Source organism: Acidovorax sp. Root275, assembly GCF_001428965.1.
In the GTDB taxonomy this organism is placed as follows: Bacteria; Pseudomonadota; Gammaproteobacteria; order Burkholderiales; family Burkholderiaceae_C; genus Acidovorax; species Acidovorax radicis.
This window is the reverse complement of sequence record NZ_LMJH01000001.1, coordinates 1,448,947-1,463,124: the sequence shown is the minus strand read 5'-3', so window position 1 is coordinate 1,463,124 and position 14,178 is coordinate 1,448,947. Positions and strand designations below refer to the sequence as shown.

Below are 14,178 nucleotides of genomic sequence, written 5' to 3'. Positions count from 1 at the left end.
TGGCGCTTGTCTATTAAGCGCAGACAGCTACTGTTTTGGTAGCGATTCGAGTGCGAGGTTCAAGGCCAGTACATTCACACGCGGCTCGCCCAGCAGGCCCAACCAGGGGTTGTTGGTGTGCTGCTGCACCAGGGCTTGCACTTGCGCCACGGGCAGGCCCCTGGCTCGGGCCACGCGCTCTGCCTGGTAGTCGGCGGCTGCCGGGCTGATGTGCGGGTCCAGCCCGCTGGCCGATGTAGTGACCAAGTCCACGGGCACGGGGCGGGTGTTGCCGGGGTCGGCGGCGCGCAGGGCGTCGATGCGTGCCTTCACGGCTTCGGCGAGCGCCGGGTTGGTGGGGCCCAGGTTGGAGCCCCCCGAGGCCGATGCGTTGTACGGCATGGGTGCCGTGGCCGAAGGGCGGCCCCAGAAGTGGCCGGGCTCGGTGAACGACTGGCCGATCAGCTCCGAGCCCACCGCCTTGCCACCTTGCGTGATGAGGCTGCCGTTGGCTTGGTGCGGGAAGGCCGTTTGTGCCACACCGGTCACGGCCAGCGGGTAGAGCAGGCCGGTGACGATGGACAGCACGACAAACAGCGAGAGGGCGGGGCGCAGCAGGCCGCCTGGGCTTGCGGGCACGTCGTCGCGGGGGATACGGATAGGCATACGATTTTCCTTTTCAGTCATTCGGTGGGCTATGTCTTTGGATGGGGCGTGGCTCAGGTCAGGCCAGTCGCTGCGAGCACCATGTCAATCAGCTTGATGCCAATGAACGGCACCACCATGCCCCCCACCCCATAAATGGCCAGGTTGCGGCGCAGCAGCGCGGCGGCACCCACGGCGCGGTAAGCCACGCCCTTCAAGGCCAGCGGGATCAGGAAGATGATGATCAGCGCGTTGAACACCACGGCGGACAGGATGGCCGACGAGGGGCTGGCCAGGTGCATGAAGTTCAGGGCAGACAGCTGCGGGTAGGTGGTGACAAACGCCGCAGGGATGATGGCGAAGTACTTGGCGATGTCGTTGGCAATGCTGAAGGTGGTGAGCGAGCCGCGCGTCATCAGCATCTGCTTGCCGGTCTCCACAATCTCGATGAGCTTGGTGGGGTTGCTGTCCAGGTCCACCATGTTGCCCGCCTCTTTGGCGGCCTGGGTGCCGGTGTTCATGGCCACGGCCACGTCGGCCTGGGCGAGGGCGGGCGCGTCGTTGGTGCCATCGCCCGTCATCGCCACCAACTGCCCAGCGGCCTGGTAGCTGCGAATGAGCTGCAGCTTCGCCTCGGGCGTGGCCTCGGCCAGAAAGTCGTCCACACCCGCCTCGGCGGCAATTGCGGCAGCCGTCAGGCGGTTGTCGCCCGTCACCATCACGGTCTTGATGCCCATGCGGCGCAGCTCGGCAAAGCGCTCTTTGATGCCGCCCTTGACCACGTCTTTGAGCTCCACCACGCCCAGCACGTGTGCGCCGTCGGCCACTACCAGGGGGGTGCTGCCGCGGCGCGATACATCGTCCACCGCCGTCTGCACGGTGGTAGGAAAGCGCCCGCCCAGCGCCTCCACATGTTTGCGGATGGCATCGGCCGCACCCTTGCGCAGCAGGCGTGGGCCGGGCAAGTCCACCCCGCTCATGCGGGTTTGCGCCGTAAAGGGCACAAACACCGCCTGCAGGCTGGAAAGGTCGCGTTCGCGCAAGTTGAACTTCTGCTTGGCCAGCACCACGATGCTGCGGCCTTCGGGGGTTTCGTCGGCCAGCGATGCAAGCTGGGCGGCGTCGGCCAATGCGGCATCGGTCACTCCGGGGGCAGACACGAACTGGCTGGCCTGGCGGTTGCCCAGGGTGATGGTGCCTGTCTTGTCCAGTAGCAGCACGTCCACGTCGCCCGCCGCCTCCACCGCGCGGCCCGAGGTGGCGATCACATTGGCCTGCATCATGCGGCTCATGCCCGCCACGCCAATGGCGCTGAGCAAGCCTGCGATGGTCGTGGGGATCAGGCACACCAGCAGGGCCACCAGCACCACCAGGCTCACAGGCTCGCCCGCGCCGCTGGCCTGCACGCTGAACATCGAAAAGGGCAGGAGCGTGACCACCACGCCCAGGAACACGATGGTCAGCGCCACCAGCAGGATGGTCAGCGCGATCTCGTTGGGGGTCTTGTGGCGCTTGGCGTTTTCCACCATGGCGATCATGCGGTCCACAAAGGTCTCGCCAGGGTTCACGGCCACGCGCACCACGATCCAGTCCGACAGCACGCGGGTGCCGCCGGTAACGGCCGAGAAGTCGCCGCCCGATTCGCGGATCACGGGGGCCGACTCGCCCGTGATGGCGCTCTCGTCCACCGAGGCCACACCATCGATCACCTCGCCGTCGGCAGGGATGGTGTCGCCCGCCTCAATCAACACCACGTCGCCCTTGCGCAGGTTGTCGGCCTCCAGCGGCAGCCAGGTCATGGCGGTGCGTGGGGTGGCCCGGTCAAACTGGCCATCGAGTTTCTTGGCCCAGGTCTGCTTCTTCAGGCCGCGCAGCGAGGCCGCCTGGGCCTTGCTGCGGCCTTCGGCCATGGCCTCGGCAAAGTTGGCAAACAGCACGGTGAACCACAGCCACAGCGCCACGGCAGCCGTGAAGCCCTCGGGCTTGCTGGCGGCCAGCGCGGTGGTGAAGGCGCTGCCCACGTACACCACAAACATCACCGGGTTGCGCCATTGCACGCGCGGGTCCAGCTTCTTGAAAGCCTCCAGCAGCGCGGGGCGCACCAGGGCAGGGTCGAACAGGGTCAATGTTTTGCGAGTCATCACAATCTCCCAGCCATTTATCAACGGGGTGTGAGCACGAGATGCTCTACCACCGGGCCCAGCGCGAGGGCGGGCACATAGTTCAGCAACCCCACCAGCAGCACCACGCCCGCCAGCAGCGCCACAAACAGCGGGCCGTGGGTGGGCAAGGTGCCATCGGTGGCGGTGGCGCGCTTCTTGGCGGCGAGGGACCCAGCCATGGCCAGCACGGGCACGATCACGCCGAAGCGGCCCAGCCACATAGCCACGGCCAGCAGCACGTTGTAGAAGGGGGTGTTGGCCGACAGGCCAGCGAAGGCGCTGCCGTTGTTGTTGGCGGCGGAAGACAGCGCATACAGCACCTGGCTGAAGCCGTGCGCGCCAGGGTTGGAGAGGCCTGCGCGGCCCGCCTCGCTCATCACCGCCACGGCGGTACCGAGCAATACGAGCAACGGCGTGACGAGGATGGCGATGGAGACGAGCTTCATCTCATGCGTCTCGATCTTCTTGCCCAGGTACTCGGGCGTGCGGCCAATCATCAGCCCGGCTATGAACACGGCCATGATGGCGAACACCAGCATGCCGTACAGGCCCGAGCCGACACCGCCAAACACCACTTCTCCCATCTGCATCAGCACCATGGGCACCATGCCGCCCAGGGGCGTGAAGCTGTCGTGCATGGCAATCACTGCGCCGCAGCTGGCCGCCGTGGTGATGACAGCGAACAGGGCGGAGGTGGTGATGCCAAAGCGGGTCTCCTTGCCTTCCATGTTGCCGCCTGCCTGCAGGGCGCTGGCAGCCTGGTCCACACCCAGCGATGCCAGCAGCGGGTTGCCTTGCTGCTCGAAGGCGGTGGCTGCTACTACTGCGACCACAAAGAGCAGGCTCATCGTGGCCAGAATCGTCCAGCCCTGGCGCTCATCGCCCACCATGCGGCCAAACACCAGGCACAGTGCGGCGGGGATGAGGAAGATCGCCAGCATCTGCAACAGGTTGCTCGCGGCCGTGGGGTTCTCGAACGGGTGGGCCGAGTTGGCGTTGAAGAAGCCGCCACCGTTGGTGCCCAGCATCTTGATGGCCAACTGCGAGGCCACGGGGCCCATGGCCAGCGTTTGCGTGGTTTGTGTAGCGGGCTCGGTGACCGGGACGCCCTGGGCGTCCAGCACGGGCTGGCCTGCGCCATCGAGCTTGGGGGCGTCGTAGTGCACAGGCTCCAGCGTCTGCACTTCGGTGTAGGGCGACAAGTTCTGGATCACGCCCTGGCCTGCAAACACCACGGCCAGCACCAGCGACAGGGGCAGCAGCACCCACAGCGTGGCGCGGGTCAGGTCCACCCACACGTTGCCGATGCTTTGTGCAGAGTGGCGCGCAAACCCGCGTACCAGGGCCACCACCACCACGAGGCCTGTCGCGGCAGACAGAAAATTTTGCACCGTCAGCGCCAGCATCTGCGTGAGGTAGCTCATGGTGCTCTCGCCACCATAGCCCTGCCAGTTGGTGTTGGTAACAAAGCTGATGGCGGTGTTGAAGGCCGAATCGGGTGCCACCGCAGCCATGCCCTGCGGGTTGAGCGGCAGCACCGCTTGCCAGCGCTGCAGCGCATACACGGCCAGCACGCCCAGGCCGTTGAACACCAGCAGGCCCAGCGCGTAGCGCAGCCAGCCGGTCTCTTCCTCGGGCCGCACGCCTGCCAGTCGGAACAGCGGGCCTTCCAGCCGCCGCCCGAGGGCAAAGCGTCCCGCCATCACGGTGTCGATGTAACGTGCCAGCGGCCACGCCAGCGCCAGCAGCAGGGCCAAAAACACCGCCAATTGCAGCCAGGCACTGGTGCTCATGAAAAGTCCTCCGGCCGCAGCAGTACGGCGACCAGGTACACCAAGAGGGCCGCAGCCAGTACGGCCGCCAGAATCATCCAGCCGCTGGTCATGACCGCCCCCCTTGCGCTTGGCGCTGCAGCAGTGCGCAGCCCTGGGTCAGCCCGTAGACGGCCAGCCAGAGCAGGCCTCCCGCCGCCAAAAAAATCCAGTCCATATCGTCCTCCTTGAGACATGGACCGATGCTAGGAACCACCGTATCAAGATGGGCGCAAGAGTGCGGGGCGGGGTATCAAGAACGCATCAAGACGCGCAGGCACCAGGGCCGGGCCAACAGAAAGGGGGTGTTGGGATTTGCTATTGAATTTATAGCTAATAGCGCTTATCAATAAAGCGCTAGAGGTCATTTTTATCCATATTTTTCTCTGTGCGGACCACTGGCCTGCTGGTTTTGCGCTGGCGCCTGGTGTCTTTGCGGCTGCGCACCTTGCCGAGGTGCGGCACGCGCTGAGACCTGCTCCTGCCCATCGCGCGTCACGAGAGCGCATATGCCGGCCTGGAGCACAGACGCTCGCAAGCTGCGATCATCCCCACCCTGCATTCGCTTCTTTCCTCCATGACCCAGGCCACTCCGCTCCGTCCCAGCGCTTCCAGTCCGCTCGATTCGCTGGTCCCTCTGCTTTTTGTGGCGCTCTGGAGCACGGGCTTTATCGGCGCCAAGCTGGGACTGCCGTATGTGGAGCCGCTGACTTTTCTTGCGCTGCGGTTTGCCATCGTCATCGTGCTCATGCTCGCGGTAGTGGCCGTGGCGCGTGCACCCTGGCCGCTGTCGGGCAGGGCCTGGTTGCACATCGGGGTGTCGGGCCTGCTGGTGCACGGCGTGTACCTGGGCGGGGTGTTCATTGCCATCGGCCACGGGCTGCCGTCGGGCATCACGGCGCTGGTGGTGGGGCTGCAGCCACTGCTGACCGCTTTGGTGGCGGGGGCCCTGCTCGGTGAAAAGGTGCGGGCCGCGCAGTGGGCGGGCCTGGCCCTGGGCTTTACGGGTGTGGCGCTGGTAGTGGCCGGCAAGGTGGCTACCGTGCCTGCGGGTGCTTTGTGGGGCATGCTGTTGCCCGCTGTGGTCGCGCTGCTGGGCATCACCGCTGGCACGCTGTACCAGAAGCGGTTTTGTCCCTCGTTCGACTTGCGAGCCGGCTCGGTGATCCAGTACCTGCCCTGTGCCGCCGCCATGGCCGTGGTCGCCTACGCCACCGAATCCATGGCCATATCGTGGACCGGAGAGTTTGTGTTTGCGCTGGGCTGGCTCGTGTTGGTACTGTCGCTGGGCGCCGTGAGCCTGCTGAACCTGCTCATCCGAAGGGGCGGGGCAGTGAACGTGGCCAGCCTGTTTTACCTAACCCCGCCCACCACCGCGCTGATCGCCTGGGCGATGTTTGGCGAGACGCTCAGCGGCTGGGCGCTGGTGGGGATGGCGCTGGCGGCTGCGGGTGTGTGGCTGGCAAGGCAGGCCCGATGACGATCTCATCAGCCTGGGCATGGTGCGCGTAGCGTCAGTCCAAGACCCTTAGCCGGATTTGCGTCCCGTCAGGAAGCGTCTCAATCTGGTGAGCAATGTCCCCCGAGAAGCGCACGAGTTCGATTTGTGGCGCGGTGCCGAGATTGTCACCGCCATAGATGCCGCCCAGAACACCAGGAATCTTGAGACAGTATTTCCTACCGCTTGTTAACGGGCCGCATCTGCTGCTTGCCGAATCGACAAGCGCAGCCATGTGCCAGTCCTCTAAAAAAGCAGGATCGCTTGAGAGCGCATCAAACTCCGGGCGATTGGTTGCAATGACTTTGCAGTAGCAGTCTTCTGGGCACAGTCGCCAATAGCAGCCATGCTCGTCTTTGATGATGAGATTGCCGAAATCGTTTTCGGCGACGACCTCTGTAGGCTCGATTCCAGCCCAGCCCCAAGACTCGCGAATTTCGTCAATGAGGCTCATTGTTGGGAAAATATGGTGCAACAAGCTGGTCAACCTTACAGCGTGCGCAGCCGCTCCAGCGCGACACGCAGCGTTTCGTCCTTCTTGGCGAAGCAGAACCTCACCACACGCTGGTCAAACCCGTCGCCATAAAACGCCGACAACGGAATCGCCGCCACGCCCACTTCACGGGTAAGCCACTGGCAGAAATCGGCCTCGTTCAAATCGCTGATGGCCGAGATATCCACGCACTGGAAGTAGCTGCCGGTGCTGGGCAGCAGCTTGAAGCGTGAGCCCGCAAGGCCCTGGCGGAACAGGTCGCGCTTGGCCTGGTAGAACGCGGGCAGCTGCAGGTAGGGCGTGGGGTCTTGCAGGTAGGCGGCCAGGCCGTGCTGCATGGGGGTGTTCACCGTGAATACGTTGAACTGGTGCACCTTGCGGAACTCGGCCGTCAGCGCTGCGGGGGCGGCCACGGTGCCGACCTTCCAGCCGGTGACGTGAAAGGTCTTGCCGAAGCTCGACACGATGAAGGCGCGGTCGGCCAGGCCCGGAAAGCGCGCGGCGCTCTGGTGGTCAGCGCCGTCGAACACCATGTGCTCGTACACCTCGTCGCTGATCAGCAGGATGTTGGTGGGCGCGAGCAGGTCTTCGAGCTGGCGCATTTCCTCGGCCGTCCAGATGGTGGCGCTGGGGTTGTGCGGGCTGTTGATGAGGATGGCGCGGGTGCGCGGCGTGATCGCGGCGCTGATCTTGGCGAAGTCGGGGCGGAAGGTGCCGGGCGTGAGTGGAACGCGTACGGCTTTGCCACCGGCCAACTCGATGTTGGGCACGTAGCTGTCGTAGCAGGGGTCGAGCACGATGACTTCGTCGCCCGGGTGCACGATGGCCAGGATGGCGGTGATGATGGCCTGCGTGGCGCCGGCCGTGATGGTGATTTCGGTGTTGGGGTTGTAGGCGCGCCCGTGCAGCGCTTCGATCTTGTGGGCTACGGCCTCGCGCAGCGCGGGGATGCCGGGCATGGGCGGGTACTGGTTGTGGCCGGCCTGCATGGCGGCGGTGACGGCGTTTACCAGCTCGGGGGCACATTCAAAGTCCGGGAAGCCCTGGCCCAGGTTGACGGCCTTGTGCTCGGTGGCCAGGGCCGACATCACCGTGAAGATGGTGGTGCCGACATTGGGCAGTTTGCTGGGGAAGGCGGGTGTGCGTGCGGTGGCAGCAATGGAGGCGGCGTTAGCTTGGGTCATGGCGCAACAACGTGGAAATCAGTGTGTTCTGCAATCAGCTGGATGGTGGAGCGGTCACAGCTCGTAGTCGTTGACGTGCCCCGTCATGGCGCGGGCGATGAGGTCGCGGCTCAGGCGGTCGCTCAGCAGTTCGGCAAACTTGTAGACGAAGTTGCGCAGGTAGGCGCTGCGCTTGAAAGCAACACGGGCCACGCTCTGGCCGAAGAGGTGCCCCACGGGGCGCACGGCCAGGTCGCCCACCGGGTCGTCGCGCATTGCCATCTCGGCCACGATGCCGATGCCCAGGCCCAGACGCACATAGGTCTTGATCACGTCGGAGTCGATGGCTTCGAGCACGATGCGCGGCTGCAGCTTGCGGGCGGCAAAGGCCTGGTCGATCTTGCCCCGGCCCGTGAACGAGGGGTGGTAGGTAATCAGCGCCTCATGTGCGAGGTCGTCGAGGCCGATGCGTTCCTTCTGCGCCAGCGGGTGGTCGTTGGGCACCACCAGCACGTGCTGCCATTCGTAGCAGGGCAGGGTCACGAGTTCAGGGTAATCGGCCAGCGATTCGGTGGCCATGCCGATTTCTGCCACTTCATCGATCACCATGCGTGCCACCTCGTGCGGCGTGGCCTGGTGCAGGCTGATGTTGACCTTGGGGTAGGCCTCGCGCAGCCGGGCTACGGGCACGGGCAGCACATACCGGGCCTGGGTGTGGGTGGTGGCGATGCTGAGGGTGCCGCTGTCTTGCGCGCTGAACTGTTCGCCAATGCGCTTCAAGTTACCGACCTCGCGCATGATGACCTCGATGCTTTTGAGCACATGCTGGCCGGGCTCGGTGATGCGCTTGAGGCGTTTGCCGTGGCGGGCAAAAATGTCCACGCCCAGTTCTTCTTCCAGCTCGATGATGGCTTTGGAGACGCCTGGCTGCGACGTATGCAGGGCCTTGGCGGCTTCGGTCAGGTTGAGGTTGCGGCGTGCGGCCTCTTGAACGAAGCGAAATTGGTGCAGGTTCATATCTGATATCGCCTAAAGGGTTGCATCATTATGCTGCAAGCATCTAAGGGATTTCGACAGAACCGTCAATTTTGAGGGGGCTCGCAGGCAATTTCTGCCATCAGGGCGGTCATGCGCGGGTCTTCGCCGATGGCGGTCTGCACATGGAATTGAACGTCGGGGTGGGTGGCGCGCAGTTCCTGCACCAGCAGGGGCAGGTCTTCGCGGGCATGTTTGCCAGTGCCCAGGAACATGGGCACCACCGTGACTTGGGTGGCGCCTTGGGCTGCGAGCTGGCGGGTGGCGTCAGCCAGTGAGGGGGCGCACAGCTCCAGGTAGGCGCAAAGGACCGGCCGACCGGGCTGTTGCGCTGCGATGCGCGCCGCAACGGCCTCCAGCGGCACGCGCCAGAGTGGATCACGAGAGCCGTGTGCGAACAAAATGATAGCTGCTTGCGCTTGCTGCATAAGCGGTAGAGGCCAAAAAGGCTTAAAAAGTTTTTACCGGCGGAGCACCAGCCAGCCAAACGCCGCCAGCGACAGCACCGAATAGATGAGCCCTGGCGCTGCAGCGGTGAGCCAGGGCGACCAGTTCTGCAGATTGCCTGCATAGCCAAACACGTTGTTCAGCAGGAAGAAGCTGATGCCCGCCATGACCCCGCCAAACACATAGCCCGCAATGCCGCCCGAGCGGAAATGCAGGTAGGCAAAGGGCAGGGCCAGCACCACCATTACCAGGCAACTGAGCGGGTAAAACACCTTGCGCCAGAACTCGATCTCATACCGCTGGGCGGACTGGCCGTTGGCATCGAGGTGGCGGATGTACTGGAACAGATCAATGGTGGCCATGCGGTCCGGCTTGAGCAGCGAGGCGGCCACCATGTCGGCGCTGATGCGGGTGGGCCATTGCAGGGTGGGGGCGTCCAGGTGCTCCACACGCGCCTCGTCGCTGCCGCGTTGTTCAAACCGGCTGCGCTTTACATTCTCCAGGTTCCATGCCCCTTCTGACCCAAACTGGCCTGTCGCAGCGCGCGTCTGCGATGCCAGCCGGCCCTTGGCATCGAATTCAAAGATGCGCACGTCCAGCATGCCGCCATTGGGCGTGAGGGCGCGCACGTTCACGGCATAGGAGTGATCGTCCTGGCGCTCCTTGAGCCAGGCGCCGGTGGCGCCCGTGGTCAGGCGCCCCAGGTATCGCACCTTGACCAGCTGGGCCGTGCGGTCTGTGAGCGGCGCAATGTAGTCGCCGACCGCAAAGGTCAGCAGCACAAAAAAACTGCCCAGTGCCACCAGGGTGCGCAACGCGCGCCAGGGGCCCATGCCGCTGGTGCGCATGATGGTGAACTCGGAGCTTTGGGCGAGCCGCGCCATCACGAAGATGGTGCCGATAAGCACGGTAATGGGCAGCAGCTCGTACAGGTGGCTGGGAATGCTCAGCACCACGAACAGGAACGCGTGCGAGAGCTGGTAACCCTCGGCGCCGGTGCGGCCCACCCAGCGCAGTTCGTCCACCAGGTCGAAAAAGAAGAACAGCGCCAGAAATCCGGCGGTGACAAAGGCGACGGCAAACAGGGCTTCGCGGTGGATCAGGCGGCGGATGGTTTTCATGCAGGGCTCCTGGTCGGTCTGGGCTGCCAGAGCCGCCGCACGGTCCAGTGGTTGTGGCGCGCAGCCAGGATCAGCAGCGTCATCGTCAGCATGCCGCCATGCAGCAGCACCATGAAGCTCACCAGGCCCAGCCGGCCCGCGCCCACCCAGCTTTGCCCCAGCGTCATGAGGTTGTAGTACACGATGAAGGCAAAAAGCGCGAATACCAGGCTGGTGCTGCGTGCAGCGCGCGGGTTGACGCTGGCCACGGCCAAGCCCAGCACCACAAAGTTGATGGCGGCCAGCGCCAGCCCCAGGCGCCAGCCCAGCTCGGCACGGTAGGCGGGCAAGGGTTGCATCAGCAACTCGTGCGTGGCGCGGGTCTTGACGGAGAGTTCTTCCGCCGAGCCGGCGGGGGCGGAGCCAATGCGGGTGCCGTATTCGACGAACTCGCTGATCTTGACGCCGGGTTTGTCGCGCGAGGTCTCCAGCCGCTGGCCTTCGCTCAGCACCGCCATGCGTTCGCCGCCCCGTGTCTCGAGCCGGGCGCTGCGTGCAGAGGTCACGGATTCGCGGGCGCCGTCGGTGGCGGCGATGAAGATGTTGTTGCCGGCTTGCGTGTCAGGGCTGTCCTTGTCAATAAAGAACACCCGGCTGCCGTTGGAGGATTCCTGGAATTCGCCAGGCGCGATGCGATCGATGTCGCTGCGCTGTTCGTAGCGCGTCTTGAGTTCCTGGATCTGGGAGTTGGCCCAGGGCCAGACCAGCAGCGACAGCACGGCAATGATCACCATCACCGGCCACGCAAAGCGCAGCAGCGGCCGCAGCAGGCTGATGAGGCCACGGCCACTGGCAAACCAGATGACCATTTCACTGTCGCGGTACATGCGCGACAGCGTGCCAACCACGGCGATGAAGAGGCTCAGGCTCAGGATGGTGGGCAACTGCCCAAGGACGGTGAAGCCCATGACCAGCATCACATCGGAAGGGCTCACGCTGCCCTTGGATGCCTGTCCCAGGGTGCGGATGAGCATCATGGTCATGACCACGGTCACCAGCACCACGAGCGTCGCGCCGAAGCTGCGCGCCAGCTCCTTGCGGATGGATGAATCGAATAACATTGGTGAAGAGCGCGCTATGCACTTTTGCGTGCATGTCAAAGTGCATAGCACGCTCAAAAGGAAAACACCGATTATGAACTTTGATCTCAAGACCCTTGACCTTGCTGCGGCAGCTTCGGAAAAATGCGACCTGTTGGTCGTTCTGCTGCCTGAGGGCTTCAAGCCTGGCAAGGATGCACTGTCTGCCCTGGCGGCGTTGGCGCTCAAGAACGGAGATCTGGCCACCAAGGCGGGCAAGCACCTGCAGCTGTACCAGGTGCCTGCTGTTGCCGCCCGTCGCGTGGTGCTGGTGGGCCTGGGCGACGGGTCTGCCCGCGCCACGCGCCAGGCGCTGCAGGCGGTTGGCGGTGCCATCAAGGCGCCGCAAACCAAGCGGGTGGTGCTGTGTTTTGCTGGCGTCGTGCAAGCCGCATCCGTCAGCGCCGCTGTGCAAGCTGTGGCCGAAGTGAGCTATGTCTACACCACCACCAAGACCAAGGTCGAAGCGCGCAGCCTGAGCCGCTGCGTGGTGGGGGTCCATAGCGCACCAGATGTGCGCGAAGACTTCGACGCTGGTGTGGCCCTGGTGGCTGGGGTGGAGTTTGCGCGGGAATGGGGCAATCGCCCGGCCAACCATGCTACTCCCAGTCTGCTCGCCGATGCGGCCAAGACCCTGGCCAAGCTGCCCCGTATCCAGTGCAAGGTGCATGGCCCGGCCGAAGTGGCCCGGTTGGGCATGGGCGCCTTCCTTGCCGTGGCACGGGGTTCCGAGGAACCCCTGCGATTCATTGAATTGCGCTACAACGGCGCGGCCAAGGACCAGGCGCCGATCGTGCTGGTGGGCAAGGGCATTACCTTCGACACCGGAGGTATCTCGATCAAGCCCGCCCCGGAGATGGACGAAATGAAGTTCGACATGTGCGGTGCTGCCAGCGTGCTGGGAACGTTCCGCGCATTGGGCGAGCTGCAGCCCTCTGTCAATGTGGTGGGGCTGATCCCCGCCTGCGAGAACATGCCCGATGGCCGTGCCGTCAAGCCGGGTGACGTGGTCACCAGCATGAGCGGACAGACCATCGAAATCCTGAACACCGACGCCGAAGGCCGCCTGGTGTTGTGCGACGCGCTCACCTACGCCGCCCGTTTCAAGCCTGCCGCCGTGGTGGACATCGCCACGTTGACCGGCGCCTGCGTGATTGCGCTGGGTGGCGTGCGCAGTGGGCTGTTTGCCAATAACGATCCCCTTGCATCTGCGCTGCAGGAGGCTGGCGAGTCTGCGCAAGACCCTTGCTGGCGCATGCCGCTGGACGACGACTATGCCGACGGTCTCAAGAGCAACTTCGCGGACATGGGCAATGTGGCCGGGCGTGCGGGGGGCTCCATTACCGCCGCAAAGTTCCTGCAAAAGTATGTGGGCGACCTGCCATGGGCACACCTGGATATTGCTGGCACGGCCTGGAAGGGGGGAGCCGCCAAGGGAGCCACGGGGCGGCCCGTGGGACTTCTTGTGCACTATCTTCTGGGGCAGGCCAGTGCCAAGCCGGTTTCCAAGCCTGCGGCGGCAAAACGCTCCGTGCGCATCAAGGCTGCCTGAGCGTACGATGACCGAGGTTGCGTTTCACTTCAATGCGCCGGACAAGCTGGCCTATGCATGCCGCTTCGCCCGCAAGGTGCAGCGCAGTGGGGCCCGGCTGGTGATTGCGGCGCCGCCCGACACGCTGGCGGTGCTGGATCGCATGCTCTGGGCCCTGGCACCACAGGACTTTGTGGCCCATTGCCTGGGCGATGCCGATGAAGAACTGGTCCACGCGTCGCCGGTGTTGCTGACTGCCGATGCGCGGTCTGCCCCGCACCACGAAGTGCTGCTGAACCTGCATACGGAAGTGCCCGAAGGATTTGGCCGGTTTGACCGACTGGTGGAGGTGGTGAGTGCACAGGATGAAGTGGATCGTGGCGAGGCCCGGGGGCGCTGGCGCCACTATGCATCGCGCGGCTACGCCATCACCCGCCACGACCTTGTGCTGAAAGCTGGCTGATGGCACTGCCTCCTTCCAAAACCCCTCCACGTTTTATTCCCACCCTCACCGAAGTGGTGCAGGTGCCGGACTCCGTGCCCCTGCAACCTGCAGCGGGTGCACCATTGCGCACGACGGTCATGTCTCCGTCCGCCTTGTCGAGTGCGCGGCCCCTTGCAACAGCGCCGCAGCCGGCGGCCCGTCCATTGAGTCCGCCATTGCCCAGTGCCCGCCCGCCTGCTGTGGTCGCGCCACGGCCTGCAGCTGCTCCCATGCCTGTGCACGCAGCGTCCCCTGCTGTGGCTCAACGGGCACCCGCTGCGGCGGTTGTGGCGGCGCCTGCGCCTCTTATGGCTCCCTTCGCCGCCGTGGCTGCAAAACCGGTGTTGACGCGGCCCCTGCCTGAAGGCATGGAGGAGTACATGGTGCACCGGGTCATGCAGCGGGTGGATGTTGTGCTGGATCAACGTTTGCGCGAAGCAATCGCCACGGTGGTGCAGGAGCAGACACGATCGGTGCTGCCGCGGCTGCGTGAAGAGATTGAATCCGTGGTCCGGCACGCTGTGTACGAGGCGGTGGCGGATGAGTTGGCCAGTGGCGCACCCTCTGTGCCAAAGGGATGACAGGGTATTCCCCTGTGGTTTCTCTCGCGTTTAATCGTGTTCCCTAATGATCTGGCCCGTAAATTGCGATATGTTCGCCTGCGTTGAGACACAAGAAGATTCTCAGCGTT

The 14,178-nt window shown here is 64.5% G+C and carries 14 protein-coding genes; 4 read left to right on the top strand and 10 right to left on the bottom strand.

All coding sequences use genetic code 11. From position 1 onward, the window contains the following. Window positions 1-27: 27 nt before the first annotated feature. Genes kdpC through kdpF form a run of 4 tightly spaced genes read right to left on the bottom strand, consistent with a single transcriptional unit; the run spans window position 28 to window position 4,656 of the window. Complete coding sequence (kdpC, locus tag ASE52_RS06565; RefSeq protein WP_057224651.1) at window positions 28-645, bottom strand: potassium-transporting ATPase subunit KdpC; 618 nt, start codon at window positions 643-645, stop codon at window positions 28-30. A 53-nt stretch (window positions 646-698) separates the two neighbouring features. After that, complete coding sequence (kdpB, locus tag ASE52_RS06560) at window positions 699-2,765, bottom strand: potassium-transporting ATPase subunit KdpB (RefSeq protein ID WP_057224649.1); 2,067 nt, start codon at window positions 2,763-2,765, stop codon at window positions 699-701. A gap of 20 nt (window positions 2,766-2,785) precedes the next feature. Next, window positions 2,786-4,579 (bottom strand): potassium-transporting ATPase subunit KdpA, encoded by a 1,794-nt coding sequence (gene kdpA / locus ASE52_RS06555; protein WP_057224648.1) that lies wholly within the window; start codon window positions 4,577-4,579, stop codon window positions 2,786-2,788. Next, window positions 4,576-4,656 (bottom strand): K(+)-transporting ATPase subunit F, encoded by an 81-nt coding sequence (gene kdpF / locus ASE52_RS06550; RefSeq protein WP_225585278.1) that lies wholly within the window; start codon window positions 4,654-4,656, stop codon window positions 4,576-4,578. The genes kdpA and kdpF overlap by 4 nt, the downstream gene beginning before the upstream one ends. Before the next feature lie 518 nt (window positions 4,657-5,174). Between kdpF and ASE52_RS06545 the strand changes: the two genes are divergently transcribed. After that, on the top strand, window positions 5,175-6,077 hold the full coding sequence (locus ASE52_RS06545) for a DMT family transporter (RefSeq protein ID WP_057224646.1): 903 nt from the start codon (window positions 5,175-5,177) through the stop codon (window positions 6,075-6,077). A 34-nt stretch (window positions 6,078-6,111) separates the two neighbouring features. Here the strand turns inward: ASE52_RS06545 and ASE52_RS06540 are convergent, their stop codons facing one another. The 6 genes from ASE52_RS06540 to lptF form a co-directional block, all read right to left on the bottom strand. Next, window positions 6,112-6,549, bottom strand: coding sequence for a T6SS immunity protein Tdi1 domain-containing protein (locus tag ASE52_RS06540; protein ID WP_057224644.1), 438 nt, complete (start codon window positions 6,547-6,549; stop codon window positions 6,112-6,114). 35 nt (window positions 6,550-6,584) lie between these two features. Further along, window positions 6,585-7,772: a pyridoxal phosphate-dependent aminotransferase gene (locus ASE52_RS06535; RefSeq protein ID WP_057224643.1), complete on the bottom strand. Its 1,188-nt coding sequence runs from the start codon at window positions 7,770-7,772 to the stop codon at window positions 6,585-6,587. Window positions 7,773-7,826: 54 nt separating this feature from the next. Further along, window positions 7,827-8,768, bottom strand: coding sequence for a CysB family HTH-type transcriptional regulator (locus ASE52_RS06530; protein WP_010458783.1), 942 nt, complete (start codon window positions 8,766-8,768; stop codon window positions 7,827-7,829). A 65-nt stretch (window positions 8,769-8,833) separates the two neighbouring features. After that, window positions 8,834-9,214: a CbiX/SirB N-terminal domain-containing protein gene (locus ASE52_RS06525; protein WP_029413043.1), complete on the bottom strand. Its 381-nt coding sequence runs from the start codon at window positions 9,212-9,214 to the stop codon at window positions 8,834-8,836. A gap of 33 nt (window positions 9,215-9,247) precedes the next feature. After that, window positions 9,248-10,354 carry an LPS export ABC transporter permease LptG gene (lptG, locus tag ASE52_RS06520; protein ID WP_010458787.1) on the bottom strand — a complete coding sequence of 369 codons (1,107 nt, stop codon included), beginning with the start codon at window positions 10,352-10,354 and terminating at the stop codon, window positions 9,248-9,250. Beyond that, window positions 10,351-11,454, bottom strand: a complete 1,104-nt coding sequence (gene lptF, locus ASE52_RS06515) for an LPS export ABC transporter permease LptF (protein ID WP_057224640.1) — start codon at window positions 11,452-11,454, stop codon at window positions 10,351-10,353. Before lptF ends, lptG begins: the two co-directional genes overlap by 4 nt. A gap of 73 nt (window positions 11,455-11,527) precedes the next feature. On the opposite strand from lptF, the gene ASE52_RS06510 reads away from it, so the two are divergent. From ASE52_RS06510 to ASE52_RS26215, 3 genes are all read left to right on the top strand, one after another. Further along, window positions 11,528-13,024: a leucyl aminopeptidase gene (locus tag ASE52_RS06510; protein ID WP_057224638.1), complete on the top strand. Its 1,497-nt coding sequence runs from the start codon at window positions 11,528-11,530 to the stop codon at window positions 13,022-13,024. A gap of 7 nt (window positions 13,025-13,031) precedes the next feature. Next, window positions 13,032-13,466, top strand: a complete 435-nt coding sequence (locus tag ASE52_RS06505; protein WP_057224636.1) for a DNA polymerase III subunit chi — start codon at window positions 13,032-13,034, stop codon at window positions 13,464-13,466. Window positions 13,467-13,795: 329 nt separating this feature from the next. After that, on the top strand, window positions 13,796-14,068 hold the full coding sequence (locus ASE52_RS26215; protein WP_225585251.1) for a hypothetical protein: 273 nt from the start codon (window positions 13,796-13,798) through the stop codon (window positions 14,066-14,068). The last annotated feature ends 110 nt before the right edge of the window (window positions 14,069-14,178 follow it).

Coding starts and splice junctions, on each gene's coding strand:
- kdpC (WP_057224651.1), bottom strand. CDS start 645: ATGCCTATCCGTATCCCCCGCGACGACGTGCCCGCAAGCCCAGGCGGC.
- kdpB (WP_057224649.1), bottom strand. CDS start 2,765: ATGACTCGCAAAACATTGACCCTGTTCGACCCTGCCCTGGTGCGCCCC.
- kdpA (WP_057224648.1), bottom strand. CDS start 4,579: ATGAGCACCAGTGCCTGGCTGCAATTGGCGGTGTTTTTGGCCCTGCTG.
- kdpF (WP_225585278.1), bottom strand. CDS start 4,656: ATGATTCTGGCGGCCGTACTGGCTGCGGCCCTCTTGGTGTACCTGGTC.
- ASE52_RS06545 (WP_057224646.1), top strand. CDS start 5,175: ATGACCCAGGCCACTCCGCTCCGTCCCAGCGCTTCCAGTCCGCTCGAT.
- ASE52_RS06540 (WP_057224644.1), bottom strand. CDS start 6,549: ATGAGCCTCATTGACGAAATTCGCGAGTCTTGGGGCTGGGCTGGAATC.
- ASE52_RS06535 (WP_057224643.1), bottom strand. CDS start 7,772: ATGACCCAAGCTAACGCCGCCTCCATTGCTGCCACCGCACGCACACCC.
- ASE52_RS06530 (WP_010458783.1), bottom strand. CDS start 8,768: ATGAACCTGCACCAATTTCGCTTCGTTCAAGAGGCCGCACGCCGCAAC.
- ASE52_RS06525 (WP_029413043.1), bottom strand. CDS start 9,214: ATGCAGCAAGCGCAAGCAGCTATCATTTTGTTCGCACACGGCTCTCGT.
- lptG (WP_010458787.1), bottom strand. CDS start 10,354: ATGAAAACCATCCGCCGCCTGATCCACCGCGAAGCCCTGTTTGCCGTC.
- lptF (WP_057224640.1), bottom strand. CDS start 11,454: ATGTTATTCGATTCATCCATCCGCAAGGAGCTGGCGCGCAGCTTCGGC.
- ASE52_RS06510 (WP_057224638.1), top strand. CDS start 11,528: ATGAACTTTGATCTCAAGACCCTTGACCTTGCTGCGGCAGCTTCGGAA.
- ASE52_RS06505 (WP_057224636.1), top strand. CDS start 13,032: ATGACCGAGGTTGCGTTTCACTTCAATGCGCCGGACAAGCTGGCCTAT.
- ASE52_RS26215 (WP_225585251.1), top strand. CDS start 13,796: ATGGCTCCCTTCGCCGCCGTGGCTGCAAAACCGGTGTTGACGCGGCCC.